The organism is Natrinema thermotolerans (assembly GCF_031165565.1).
GTDB lineage: Archaea > Halobacteriota > Halobacteria > Halobacteriales > Natrialbaceae > Natrinema > Natrinema thermotolerans.
Genome location: NZ_CP101873.1, coordinates 3,549,311 through 3,561,437 on the forward strand (window position 1 = coordinate 3,549,311; position 12,127 = coordinate 3,561,437).

12 protein-coding genes are annotated in these 12,127 nt (G+C 67.8%); 6 read left to right on the forward strand and 6 right to left on the reverse strand.

Annotation, left to right across the window (positions count from 1 at the left end):
- Window positions 1–38: 38 nt before the first annotated feature.
- The gene (locus NP511_RS18230) at window positions 39–938 is read right to left on the reverse strand and encodes a haloalkane dehalogenase (RefSeq protein ID WP_049966587.1); all 900 of its coding nucleotides are present in this window, start codon (window positions 936–938) and stop codon (window positions 39–41) included.
- A gap of 214 nt (window positions 939–1,152) precedes the next feature.
- Here NP511_RS18230 and NP511_RS18235 point away from each other — a divergent pair, with 214 nt between their 5' ends.
- The 5 genes from NP511_RS18235 (at window position 1,153) to bioD (ending at window position 6,557) form a co-directional block, all read left to right on the forward strand.
- Window positions 1,153–2,127, forward strand: coding sequence for a hypothetical protein (locus tag NP511_RS18235; RefSeq protein ID WP_233274366.1), 975 nt, complete (start codon window positions 1,153–1,155; stop codon window positions 2,125–2,127).
- Between the two features lie 184 nt (window positions 2,128–2,311).
- Complete coding sequence (gene bioB / locus NP511_RS18240; RefSeq protein WP_049966588.1) at window positions 2,312–3,415, forward strand: biotin synthase BioB; 1,104 nt, start codon at window positions 2,312–2,314, stop codon at window positions 3,413–3,415.
- A gap of 30 nt (window positions 3,416–3,445) precedes the next feature.
- Window positions 3,446–4,498: a (S)-8-amino-7-oxononanoate synthase BioU gene (bioU, locus tag NP511_RS18245; RefSeq protein WP_049966589.1), complete on the forward strand. Its 1,053-nt coding sequence runs from the start codon at window positions 3,446–3,448 to the stop codon at window positions 4,496–4,498.
- A gap of 152 nt (window positions 4,499–4,650) precedes the next feature.
- Complete coding sequence (locus NP511_RS18250; protein WP_049966590.1) at window positions 4,651–5,874, forward strand: aminotransferase class I/II-fold pyridoxal phosphate-dependent enzyme; 1,224 nt, start codon at window positions 4,651–4,653, stop codon at window positions 5,872–5,874.
- Complete coding sequence (gene bioD, locus NP511_RS18255; RefSeq protein ID WP_049966591.1) at window positions 5,871–6,557, forward strand: dethiobiotin synthase; 687 nt, start codon at window positions 5,871–5,873, stop codon at window positions 6,555–6,557. Before NP511_RS18250 ends, bioD begins: the two co-directional genes overlap by 4 nt.
- Before the next feature lie 14 nt (window positions 6,558–6,571).
- On the opposite strand, the gene NP511_RS18260 is transcribed toward bioD, so the two are convergent.
- The 4 genes from NP511_RS18260 to NP511_RS18275 all read right to left on the reverse strand — a co-directional run bounded on the left by NP511_RS18260 (window position 6,572) and on the right by NP511_RS18275 (window position 10,440).
- Window positions 6,572–6,769, reverse strand: a complete 198-nt coding sequence (locus tag NP511_RS18260; RefSeq protein ID WP_049966592.1) for a hypothetical protein — start codon at window positions 6,767–6,769, stop codon at window positions 6,572–6,574.
- A 121-nt stretch (window positions 6,770–6,890) separates the two neighbouring features.
- Window positions 6,891–8,381, reverse strand: a complete 1,491-nt coding sequence (locus NP511_RS18265) for a replication factor C large subunit (protein ID WP_049966593.1) — start codon at window positions 8,379–8,381, stop codon at window positions 6,891–6,893.
- 85 nt (window positions 8,382–8,466) lie between these two features.
- Window positions 8,467–8,952: a hypothetical protein gene (locus tag NP511_RS18270; RefSeq protein WP_049966594.1), complete on the reverse strand. Its 486-nt coding sequence runs from the start codon at window positions 8,950–8,952 to the stop codon at window positions 8,467–8,469.
- A gap of 138 nt (window positions 8,953–9,090) precedes the next feature.
- Window positions 9,091–10,440 (reverse strand): hemolysin family protein, encoded by a 1,350-nt coding sequence (locus NP511_RS18275; RefSeq protein ID WP_049966595.1) that lies wholly within the window; start codon window positions 10,438–10,440, stop codon window positions 9,091–9,093.
- 204 nt (window positions 10,441–10,644) lie between these two features.
- Between NP511_RS18275 and NP511_RS18280 the strand changes: the two genes are divergently transcribed.
- Window positions 10,645–11,394 (forward strand): competence/damage-inducible protein A, encoded by a 750-nt coding sequence (locus NP511_RS18280; protein ID WP_049966596.1) that lies wholly within the window; start codon window positions 10,645–10,647, stop codon window positions 11,392–11,394.
- Window positions 11,395–11,451: 57 nt separating this feature from the next.
- Here NP511_RS18280 and NP511_RS18285 read toward each other — a convergent pair whose 3' ends face one another.
- Window positions 11,452–12,096: a metal-dependent hydrolase gene (locus NP511_RS18285; protein WP_049966597.1), complete on the reverse strand. Its 645-nt coding sequence runs from the start codon at window positions 12,094–12,096 to the stop codon at window positions 11,452–11,454.
- Window positions 12,097–12,127 lie beyond the last annotated feature (31 nt).

The following is a 12,127-nucleotide window of genomic DNA, read 5'->3' on the forward strand; positions in this document are numbered from 1 at the left end:
ACCGCTCTCGCGCGATCGACCCGGGTTCGGTGGCCGAGTCAGGTCCGATCGACGAACTCGACGATGCGGTCAGCGATCTCCTCGCCGGCGTCCTCCTGCAGGAAGTGAGCCGCCTCGTCGATCCAGACGTCGGGCTGGTCGCTCGCGGTCGGGAGCAGCCGGCGCAGCGGATCGCGGTTGTCGGCGGTGATCGGGTCCTCGCTGGCGAACAGGACGAACGCGGGCTTCTCCCACTCCGCGAGTCGGTCCCGCGCGTCGGCGAACAGGTCGGCACCGGGATCGTCGGGCGATTGCGGGACGAGGCCGGGGAACGTCCGCGCGCCGGCCATGTATCGCTCGTCGGAGAACGGCGCGCGGTAGGCGTCGATCACGTCCTCGGAGAGGTTCCGATAACAGCCGTTGGCCACGAGTTCGCCGATGTCGAGGTCCTCGGCGGTGGCGACCATCTCGGCGAACGCGTGCCAGGTGTCGGTCATCTCCTGAGTCCCGTCGGGGAGGCCGGTGTTCATCGGCACGAGGCGAGCGAACCGCTCGGGCTGCTCGGCGGCGAGCGAGAGGCCGAGCAGGCCGCCCCAGTCCTGACAGACCAGCGTGATATCCGTCAGGTCGAGTTCCTCGACGAACGTCCGGAGCGCGTCGTAGTGCATCTCGACGGTGTAGTCGTCGCGGTCCTCGTACCGGTCCGAGCGGCCACAGCCGATCAGGTCGGGGACGACGACGCGGCCACGCTCGGCCAGCGTCGGCATCATCTTGCGGTAGAGAAACGACCACGTCGGCTCGCCGTGCAGACAGAGAAAGGTCTCCTCGGCATCGCCGTTGCCCTCGCTACCGCCCGTTTCCACGTAGGCCATGTCCAACTCGCCGACGTCGACGTACTGGGGCTCGTAGTCGAAATCCGGTACGTCCTCGAAGTGTTCCTCCGAGACACTAACAACCATACTGCATGTCACCATGCATCACTATACAAAAGTTGGGAAATCGATGTGAACGCTGCGGTCGCTGTTGCGCTCGGACACCGTCATCGATCCGACGCGGGTCGCCCCGTCGGAGTGGGACCGATCGGTCGTCGACCGACTCCTGGCCGCGACGACGCCCCGAAACCACTGCCGAATAACGACAAAACACTTACCAGTTCCGTCTGCAGGAACGGTCATGCTCCGCCCGCGCCGCTCCCTCCTCGCTGCGATCGGTAGCATGGCACTCGCCGGCTGTCTCGCCGGTGACGACGAGTCGCCCGTGAACGACTCGAGTCCGGACGACGACCTCACGCCGCTTCCGGACGACGACCGGACGCTCCCACCGTCGGGAACCGATCCCAACGGCTATCCCGACTACGACGTCGATCGGCTCGTCGCGTTCGACGAGATCGACCCCGGGGAGACCGCGATCTACCTCGAGCCGTCGGCCGCGTCGATCACCGAGTCCGAGCGACTGACGTTCACGCTGTTCAACGAGTCGAGCGGCGGGTTCTCGTACAACCCGTACGCGTGGCAACTCCACAAACGCGTCGACGGCCGCTGGCACTACGTCGCGCCACGAGGGATAAACGAGCCGGCACACACCCTCGAACCGGGCGACAACTTCGCCTGGGACCTCAGCGTCGATAACGATGGGATCGAGGACGGGCGATCGATCGGCGGCCACGGCGTCGCCGAGCCAGATCCGATCGCCGGTCTCGGTGGCGGCGAGTACGTCTTCGGCACCGACGTGGACTTCGACGACGGCCCCGCTGAGGGCTCGGTCGGGTTCTGTGCCCGATTTGACCTCGAGACCGACTCCCTGTCGCTGACGACGACGGACGCGATCACGAGCGTCGAGTGGGCGGGCGACGTCATCGTTGCGAGTTCGGATCGTGTGGCTCCCGAGGACGACGACACACGACTGGGTGCGTACGAACTCGTCCGGACGGACGACGACGTGGAGGGAACCGAACTGATCAGGGAAACGCTCCTGCGGAACGATCAGTTACGGGACGCCATCGTGTTGGCCCGCGAGTACGACGCCGACCGGGTTCGACTCGAGGAGTACAACGCTGTGACGCCGATATTCGGAGTCGACGACACCCGTTACTACCACTACGACGGCGAGGCGTACGCGATCTCGGCCCGGGTCATTGACGACGACTGAGACGGGTTACTGTGGGTCGTTTCCGGCGCAACCGCCGCCCAGGTCGCGGTTACGCCGGGAAATCGTTCCAGCAATCCGGACGAGCGGCTCACCGATCGGTCGCGTCGCTTCGAGGGGAGGGCGTACGTTTCACCCACGGTGAGAATCCACAATCATTATAGTCTCGTCAACCGCTATTCGAATCGTGGTTTACGAGACTGGCAACGAGACGGTCGACGACGCACTCGAGCGGGTCATGGCCGGCGAACGCCTCGATCGGACCGACGGGCTCGCGCTGATGGCCCAGCCGACCGACGCGCTCGCCGAGGCCGGTGCTGCCGTGCGGGATCACTTCGGTGACGGCACGGTCGACGCCTGCTCGATCGTCAACGCGAAGGCGGGCAACTGCGCGGAGGACTGTGGCTTCTGCGCGCAGTCGGTCCACTTCGACACCGGCATCGACACCTACGGCTTCCTCGGGCCCGAGAAGGTCCTCGAGGCCGCAAAGCGGGCCGAACGCGACGGTGCCCAGCGCTTCGGCATCGTCGTCGCCGAGAAGGGCGTCTCGAAGGAACACCGCCCTGAGGAGTGGGAGGAAGTCCTCGAGTCGATCCGCCTCGTCCGCGACGAGTGCGACCTCGAGGTCGACGCTTCCCTCGGGATACTCACCGAGGAGGAGGCCGCGATCCTCGCCGACGAGGGGATCAACCACTACAATCACAACATCGAGACCTCCCCGAACTACTTCCCCGAGATCGTCGATTCCCACAGTTTCGAGGATCGGGTCGAGACCCTCGAGGTCGCCAAGGAGGCCGGGATGGACCTCTGTGCGGGCGTGATCCTCGGGATGGGCGAGACGCCGACCGATCGCGTCGAGGCCGCGATCGCCCTGCAAGACATCGGGATCTCCTCGCTGCCGGTCAACGTCCTCAACCCGGTCGCGGGGACGCCGCTGGCCGAGCAGGGGGTCGACATCACGACCGAAGAGATCGTCAAGACGGTCGCGGTCTACAAACTGCTTCACCCCGAGTCGCGGGTCCGCCTGACCGGCGGCCGCGAGGTCAACTTGGCACCCGATGAGCAGCACCTGCCGCTCGAGGCCGGCGCGGACGGCATCCTGACTGGCGACTACCTCACGACGGAGGGCCAGTCGCCCGGCGACGACATCGAGATCATCGAGCGTGCGGGACTCGAGCCCAACCGAGGCACCAACGACTTCGACCCCGAAGAAGTCAAGGCCCGCCACAGCGGGGCCGCCGACTCCTCGAGTGAAACGGCGAGTACGGGAGCGGAACCGAGCGACGACTAACGGCACGACGAATTCAGCACATCGACACCTATGGACGAAATCACGTTTGCGGTACTCGGAACCGGAGGCATCGGCCGACGAGCGCTCGAAGTGAGCCAGCACAAGGACGCACTGACGCCCGTCGCGGCGTGTGACCGCCACGGCGTCGCCGTCGATTTCGACGGCCTCGACGTGGACGAACTGCTGGCGGCGACGGAAGGCAACATCGACAACGAAGTGGCGACGGACGGTGGCACAACCGCAGCGGAGGGCGGCATCAAACAACACGGCGAGGACAGGGGCGTCGTTGCCTCAAGTCAGGCCCGCCCCAGCGAGGACTCCATTCAGGAGATCATCGACCACGGCGACCGGATCGACGCGGTCCTGCTGGCCCTGCCGAACTACGAACACGACTTCATCCCGCGGACCGCCGACCGGTTCGCCGAGGGCGGCTACGCCGGCGTGATGATCGACGTCCTCAAGCGCTCGCGCGTGATCGATATGCTCGACGACCGCAGCGACGAGTTCGAGGAGAGCGGTATCACGTTCATCTGCGGGGCGGGCGCGACCCCTGGCCTGCTGACCGGTGCGGCCGCGCTGGCCGCCCAGTCGTTCGTCGAGGTCACCGACGTCGACATCCACTGGGGTGTCGGCCTCAAATCGGGCTACGAGGACAACCGCGGGACCGTCCGCGAGGACATCGCACACCTCCCCGAGTACGACATCGAGACCGCCCGCGACCTCTCCGAGGCGGAGATCGAGGCGATCATCGACGACCACGACGGCGTCATCGAGTTCGAGGACATGGAACACGCCGACGACGTCCTCCTCGAGCGTGCGGGCGTCTGTGACGCCGAAGACGTCACCGTCGGCGGGATCCTCGACGTGCGCAACGACGAGAAGCCGACGACGACGACGGTCCGCGTGACCGGTCGTACCTTCGACGGCGAGACGGCGACCAACACCTTCCAGTTGGGCGACGAGACGAGTATGGAGGCAAACGTCAACGGGCCCGCGCTGGGGTACCTGAAAGCGGGCGTCCGGCGTAATCGCGCCGGCGAGTACGGCGTCTTCGGCCCTGCAGATCTAATGCCCGGCTTCTGAACGCCGACGTTCGCTCCGACCGTTTTTATGAATGAGACGAGACGATTCCCGAGACTGCCGTGTATCAACCGGCTCGAGCCGTCCCCGAGCCGAACCAGACGTCCGTTCCGAACCGTGAGAGTCAAATCGTGGCGCTGAGTCCATCCACCCGAATGGCCGACCGCGGGTTCGACCTCGAGGGGCGACTCGCCGCCCTCGAGGAACACGATCTGAAGCGCGCCCTCTCGCCCGTCGACCGGGTCGCCGAGCGCGGCTACTTCGCCGAGCCCTCGGGCGGCGACCTCCCGGTCCTCGACAGCGCGGAGGCGCTGGTCTTCGCCTCGAACAACTACCTGGGCTTGACCGACGACCAGCGGGTCCAGGACGCCGCCCGGCAGGCGGCCGCGACCGTCGGCACCGGTGCCGGTGCGAGCCGGCTCGTCACGGGCGATACGCTGGTTCACCGGGACCTGGAACGCCAGCTCGCAGAGACCAAAGGGACCGAGCGCGCGCTGGCCTTTTCCTCGGGGTATGCCGCCAACGTCGGCACGATCGCCGCCCTCGAGCCGGACGTCGTCTTCTCCGACGAGCTGAACCACGCCAGCATCATCGACGGCTGCCGGCTCGCCGACACCGAGACGGTCGTCTACGACCACTGCGACGCCGCGGACCTGCGAGCGAGACTCGAGGAACGAGTCGAGCGTGCGACTCGCGAGGGCCGGGAGCCGGCCGACGAGTCGTGGCTGATCGTCACCGATTCGGTGTTCAGCATGGACGGCACCGTCGCGCCGCTGTCGGCGATCTGTGACGCCGCCGAGGAGTACGGCGCATGGGTGATGGTCGACGAGGCCCACGCGACCGGCCTCTACGCCGACGGCGGCGGCGTCGTCCAGGCCGAAGGACTCGAGGACCGCGTCCAGATCCAGCTGGGGACGCTCTCGAAGGCGCTGGCGAGCCAGGGCGGCTACGTCGCCGGCAGCTCGGCGCTGATCGAGTGCCTGCTAAACGACGCGCGGTCGTTCGTCTTCTCGACCGGCCTCGCGCCGCCGGCTGCCGCGGCGGCCAGCGAGGCGCTCCACGTCGCCCGTCACGGCGACGCGCGCGAGCGCCTCTGGGAGAACGTCGCCCACCTCCGGGACGGCCTCGAGTCGATGGGGTTCGAGGTCTGGGGTGACTCCCAGATCCTCCCCGTCGTCGTCGGCGACCGGCGGGACGCGATCGCCCTCGCCGACGGGGTCCGTGAACGCGATGTCGTCGCGCCGGCGATTCGGCCGCCGACGGTCCCCGAGGGGACGAGCCGGATCCGCGTCGTCCCGATGGCTACACACGATCGAGACGACATCATCGCCTGCCTCGAGGCCTTTCAGGCCGCGGGCGAAGAGGTGGGGCTGCTATGAGTCGGCCACTCGCCGTCGTCGGCACCGGCACCGGCGTCGGAAAGACGGTCGTCACGGCCGGCCTCACCCGGCTGCTCCGGGAGGACGGACACGAGGCGCGGGCGATCAAGCCCGCCCAGACCGGCCACCCGCCCGACGACGACGCCGAGTTCGTCGCCGCGGCCTGTGACGACCCCGAGGCCGCCACCTGTCCGCGCTTTCTCGAGCCGGCGCTGGCCCCGCGCGTCGCGGCCGACGTCGCCGACGAGGACCTCGCATACGAGCCGATCCGCGAGGCCTGCGAGCGCGAAATCGAAGCGACGCCGGTCCCGATCGTCGAGGGGATCGGCGGGCTCCGGGTGCCGCTGGCCGGCGACAAGGAAGTGATCGACCTCGTCGACGACCTCGACGCGGCGGCGATCGTCGTCACGCGCTCGGGGCTGGGCACGCTCAACCACACCGCGCTCTCGATCGACGCCCTCGAGGACCGGAGAATCGACGTCCGCGGCGTCGTCGTCAACGAGTACGCGGGCGAGACGCTCGCGGAACGGACGAATCCCGACGAATTAGCGCGGATGACCGGCCACGCGGTCGAGACGGTGCCGCCGCTCGGGGACGAAACCGCGACCCCGCAGGAACTCGCGGCCGGCGTCTGCGATGCGCTGTCACCGGCGTTTCGCGACCGGCTCCCCGTCGACGACTGATCGGGACGACGTTCTCAGGCCGTCGGCGCCGGCGGTTCGTCGTCGGCCGCGGTCGCTCGCTCGTCGGGAGACCCGTCGGCGACCGCCGCGTCGAGATCGACGAGGCGGCTGACGATCTCGGATTTCCGGTGTTCCACCTCGAGGTGGACTCGAAGCCCGTTGCGGTCGTCGTAGGATTCGGCACAGAGCGGGCAGCTGTTGAGGTCTGTCATTCGACCGATCACCAAGAGAGGGTCTCACCGTTTATCGACCTAATAGTATCGATTAGTCGTCTGATTGATATATCGGGACGAGTACGGCTCGTCGTCGGTGGCCGCAGCCGGCCGCGAGCGGTCACATGAAGTCGCTCAGTCCCGACTGATCGTCGTCGGGTTCGTCGACCGTCGCCGTGTCGTCGCCGCCCTCGGAACCGGCCTGCTCGCTCTCGTCCTCGGCGTCCGACGCCGCGAGGGGCTGCTGGCTCTCGCCGTCGTCGGCGTCGGCCTCCGCCGGCGCGTCCCCGCTCGAGCGCTCGGCCTCGAAGAAGGCGTCGCCGGAGTGTTCGACGGCCAGTTCGGCCTTGCGTTCCTCGGCGTCCGCGACGATCGACTGGACCTTGTTGGTGTCTTTCCCGCTGCCGGTGATAAAGGAGACCTCCGACTCGTCGAGGTCGTAGGCGGCGGCCATCCGGACGGTCAGGTCGCGGTTCTTGCAGTGGTGGGTCATCGCCGAGAGGAACGGGAGGATCTCCCGACGGACGGTGGCGACGCTTGCGCCCTCCCGCTCGGCGATACGCTCGGCGATCGAATCGCGGGTGTTTCGGGTCCCCTTCGTCCGGCCGAGCTTCGACCAGTAGCTCGGCGGGCCGTAGCGGGTCCAGCCACCTTTGTCGCCTCGGCGGGAGGCGGCGACGCCGGCGGTCATGTTGTCGGTCGCGTAGCGCCAGTAGGAGTAGTCCTGGGTCGCGCGTACCCGCCCCAGCCAGCGGTCGGCGTTCGAGAGGAACTCGTAGGCGTCGGCGAGTTCCGCGCCTGCGTAGTCTTTCGGGACGTTGTCCTCGATCCAGTTGAGCAGGTCGTCGGGCGTCTCGTCGACGTCGTAGGAGGCCCGCAGCGCGCCCTCGGCGTCTTTCTCCTTGATGAGTTCGTCGAGGAAGTCGAAGATCCCCTCGGTCGTGTCGCGCTCGCTGGTCACCACGTCGTCGACGGTCAGGCGTTCGGCCTCCTCGGCGACCGCCTGCAGGTCGTTGACCGCCGAGCGCAGGTCGCCGCTGGTCGACTCGGCGATCTTCTCGAGGGCTTCCTCCTCGAACTCGATGCCTTCCCGCCGGCAGACGTCCCGCAGGACGGGGACGATCGAGCGTTTCGAGACGTCGCGGAACTCGATCGTCTCGCAGGCGTTGCGAAGCGACTGGCTCATCTCGTAGAACTCGTTCGCGACGAGAACGATCGGCTGATTGGCGTCCTTGACGACGCGGGTGACCTCCCGCGAGCCGCCGTAATCGGCGTTGCCGTGGAAGTTGTCGGCCTCGTCTAAGATGACCAGCCGTCGTCCCGACTCGCCGGCGGTGAGGGTACCGCTCTTGGACGCCTCGCCCGCGATCTTCTCGATGACGTCGGCCCCCCGGCTGTCGCTGGCGTTGAGTTCCATCACCGGCCACCCCATGTCGTTGGCCAGCGCGTGGGCGGCGGAGGTCTTCCCCACGCCGGGACTGCCGTGGACGATCACCGACTCGCGGTGGTCGTCCCACGTCTCGGCCCACTCCGCTAACTGGTCGCGGGCCTTGTTGTTGCCGCGTACCTCCGACAGCGTCGTCGGGCGGTACTTCTCCGTCCAGTCGGTCATTGCCCCGTGGTTGGGGTGAGTCGCGTTTAGTGGTTGCGGAGCGGTACTCGTCGCCGATCGGTTTCCGGGTCCGGGCCGCCCTCGCCTACTCGGGGCCGATCGCCTCGAGGCACTCACTTGCCCGAGGATGCTCGTGGGTCGGCGCGCCCATCCGGTAGTCCGCCCGCTGGGTCGTCAGCGACGTGATTGCGGTCCCGTCGCTCCCGTAGTCCGGGACCCCGACGACGACGCGATCAGACTCGACGGTCACGCCCGGTTCGTCGCCGATCTCGAAGACGACCGTCCCCGAAAACGGCGCGTCGACGTCGTCGCCGAACGCGACGCCGTCCTCGAGGATCGTGTCCCCGAACAGCCCGTCGTCGTAGAAGCCGGTGTTCGCGTAGGCAATATCGCCGTCCTCGAAGTCGCCGGTCACCGTCGCTCGAGAACAGGAGTGAAACGTAATCGTTCGGTCGGCCCGTTCGATCGTCGTTGGTTCGTCGTCGTTGTCCCGCCCGTCGACCGTCGGTGATCGGGTTTCGTGGCTCGAGTCGTCGACGGATCCGGGTCCGTCGTTCGTGTCGTGGCTCATCGCGAGACACCTCGACTGACGACGGCGCGCGTCGGGTAGCTCATACGGAGGCCACCACGTCGGAAGCAAAAGGAGTGGCGTCGGTCGGATTCGATGACGGTCCCCGGATCGGACGGGATCGAATCGGCCGGCGGCCGATCAGCCCGCCGACTCTTCGGCCGGTGCGGTCGCCTCGACGATCACCCGCGAGATCCGCGTCCCCTCGGTTTCCTCGACGGTGACCTCGTAGCCGTCGGTCGCGACCGAGTCGCCGACCTCGGGCGCGCGGCCGAGGCGGCTCAGGACCAGGCCGCCGACGGTGTCGAACGCCTCGCCCTCGAGCGTGGTGCCCAGCGTCTCGTTGACCGTCTCGAGCGTGACGCCGCCGTCGACGGCGTAACGGCCGTCGGGGAGTTCGTCGATCGACGCCTCCGCGTCGGGGGCGTCGAACTCGTCGCGGATGTCGCCGATGACTTCCTCGATGACGTCCTCGATCGTCAGGATCCCCTCGAAGGCGCCCCACTCGTCGATGACGACGGCCAACTGGGCGTCCTGCCGTCGAAACTCCGCGAGGATGCCGTCGATCCGGCGCGTTTCGGGGACGATGATCGCATCCCGCACGAGGTCGCGTGCGGTCGGTTCGGCCGCCGTCGTGTCTTCCCCGTTGGCGGCTTCGATGGCCTGGAGGACGTCTTTGGCGTGGACGAACCCGATGACGGGCTCGTCGGCGTCGTCGTCGACGACGGGGTAGCGGGTGTAGTTCCCGCCGGCGGCGACCCCGCGGAGTTCCGAGAGGGGCATGTCGGCGCGGACGGTGACGACGTCCGGTCGGGGGATCATCACCTCGCGGGCGACCGTGTCGCCGAGATCGAACACCGCTTCGATCATCTCGACCTCGTCGGTGTCGACGACGCCCTGTTCGCCCGACTTGGCGACGATCCGTAGGATCTCCTCCTCGCTGTGGCTCTCGTCGCGCTCCGAGGCCGGCGCGACGCCGAGCAGGCGCGTGAAGAAGTTCGCCGTCCCGTTGAACACGATGATTCCCGGGATGAAGATGTAGTAGAAGAACTTCATCGGCGCAGCGACCAGCAGGGCGATGCGTTCGGCGTCGGCGATGGCCAGCGTCTTCGGCGCGAGTTCCCCGAAGACGACGTGCAGGAAGGTGATGACGCTGAATCCGATCGCGATCGAGACGAGATGCAACGTTCCGGCCGGCAGGACCGGCCCCAGCACGGGCTCGAGCAGCGAGGCGATCGCGGGTTCGCCGACCCACCCGAGCCCCAGCGAGGCGATCGTGATGCCCAGCTGGGTCGTCGCGAGGTAGTCGTCGAGGTTCTCCTCGGCCTCCTGCAGGAGTTTCGCCGACCGCCGTCCCTCCTCGACGAGGGCCTCGATCTGGGTCGGTCGGATCCGGACGTAGGCGAACTCGGCCGCGACGAAGAAGCCGTTCAGGAAGACCAGGAAGAACGCGAAGAGGAGCCGTCCGACCGAGAAGGCGAGGTCTACCATCGGTTCCACCCGTGCGATTCCAAGCGAGCCAGTTCCGTCGGCGTCCGATCGCCGCTGAATACTACCATACGGACACTTGGAACAGGGCTGTCAAAACCGTGGCGCTACGGGCGAGACGGGCCCGCTACTCGAGGGCGGTCGCCCGCCGCCGGCCCGGCGGTCACATCCCGGAGCGGCTAACTGCACGGAGTCCCAACGCCGCCCATGAACGTCGCGATCGTTACCGTCGGCGACGAGATCCTCGCGGGGTCGACGACCAACACCAACGCGTCGTGGCTGGCAGCGCGGATCACCGAACGGGGCAGCAGCGTCGAGCGGATCCTGACGATTCCCGACGACCGCGACCTGATCGCAGACACCGTCGCCCGCTGGAGCGACGCGTTCGACGCCGTGATCGTCACCGGCGGTATCGGCGGCACACCAGACGACGTGACCGTCGAGGCCGTCGCCGACGGCCTGAACCGGGCGTTCGTCGTCCACGGCGAGATCCGCGAGCGGCTGGTCGACAAAGCCGCCGCGTTCCGCGACGAGAACCCCGACCTGGTCGAGGAGTACGACCTGCAACTCGACATCGACGCGGCAGCCTCGATCCCCGAGGGCGCGACGCCGATCGTCATCGACGAGGGATGGGCCCCCGGCTGTATCGTCGAGAACGTCTACGTCTTCGCGGGCATCCCCGACGAGATGCAGGCCATGTTCGAGGCCGTCGCCGACGAGTTTCAGGGCGACGCCGTCGCTCGGACGATCTACACGCCGGCGCCCGAGGGCTCGCTCCACGATGCCCTCGAGGGCGTGGCCGAGCGGTTCGACGTGGCGGTCGGCAGTTACCCGCGCAGCGAGAACCGTCCCGGTCGGATCCGCGTCTCGAGTACCGACCTCGAGACGGCCGACGCGGCCATCGAGTGGCTGCGCGACCGCGTCGAGACGACGGAGCCGCCGTCCGAACACGAGTGACTGGCGACATCGCATCGAGCCCTCGGCGGCGTCGGGTCCCGTCGGGCCGCCGCCCGGTCAGTCCGCCTGCTGGTCCTCGAGGATTCGGACGGCGACTGCGGTGAGCCCCGCGATAGTGAGGACGAATCGCTCGCCGGTCGCCGCGATGGGGAAGATCCGTTCGACCCCGGTCGCGGGCTCGTCTCGCGTCGGATCGACGCCGGTCCGGTAGTGGGTGTCCTCGGTCGTGCCCCGCGCTGTAGTCTCGGCGATGCCGCTGCCCTCGAGTTCGACGAACGTCTGGACGAGGCCGCGTTGATCCGTGACGAGGAGTTCGCCCGAGAGATCGTAGAACCGGTCGTGGACCGGCCAGAAGAGGTTGACGCCGTTGAAGAAGGCGTCAAGGAGGACGTGCGCGAACAGCAACGCGGCGAGCGTCGTCCACGCGAGGCGATGGCCGTACACGCCCCACCGCTTCCGGACGAGCGACTCCTCGCGGTATCGGGTGTCCCACAACAGGGCAGCGGCGGGGAGAAGGACGATCCAGAGGTTGTGCAACGCCGCGCGGTGAGTCCCCGGGACGACGATGCCGATCAGCGTATCGAGATCGAGCAGCGCGCTCGTGCCCATCACGAGCAGGATCGCCTTCGTATCGAACTCGTCGCCGAGCAAGGCGATCCCGATCAGTCCCGCGAACGCGACGTGGACGACCGTCGATGGCACATCTCGGCGACTCGAACCGCGGGGGCTTGAT

Bases quoted from the DNA above. Each gene is read 5' to 3' on its own strand.
- NP511_RS18230 (WP_049966587.1), bottom strand. From the start codon at position 938: ATGGTTGTTAGTGTCTCGGAGGAACACTTCGAGGACGTACCGGATTTC.
- NP511_RS18235 (WP_233274366.1), top strand. From the start codon at position 1,153: ATGCTCCGCCCGCGCCGCTCCCTCCTCGCTGCGATCGGTAGCATGGCA.
- bioU (WP_049966589.1), top strand. From the start codon at position 3,446: ATGGACGAAATCACGTTTGCGGTACTCGGAACCGGAGGCATCGGCCGA.
- NP511_RS18250 (WP_049966590.1), top strand. From the start codon at position 4,651: ATGGCCGACCGCGGGTTCGACCTCGAGGGGCGACTCGCCGCCCTCGAG.
- bioD (WP_049966591.1), top strand. From the start codon at position 5,871: ATGAGTCGGCCACTCGCCGTCGTCGGCACCGGCACCGGCGTCGGAAAG.
- NP511_RS18260 (WP_049966592.1), bottom strand. From the start codon at position 6,769: ATGACAGACCTCAACAGCTGCCCGCTCTGTGCCGAATCCTACGACGAC.
- NP511_RS18265 (WP_049966593.1), bottom strand. From the start codon at position 8,381: ATGACCGACTGGACGGAGAAGTACCGCCCGACGACGCTGTCGGAGGTA.
- NP511_RS18270 (WP_049966594.1), bottom strand. From the start codon at position 8,952: ATGAGCCACGACACGAACGACGGACCCGGATCCGTCGACGACTCGAGC.
- NP511_RS18275 (WP_049966595.1), bottom strand. From the start codon at position 10,440: ATGGTAGACCTCGCCTTCTCGGTCGGACGGCTCCTCTTCGCGTTCTTC.
- NP511_RS18280 (WP_049966596.1), top strand. From the start codon at position 10,645: ATGAACGTCGCGATCGTTACCGTCGGCGACGAGATCCTCGCGGGGTCG.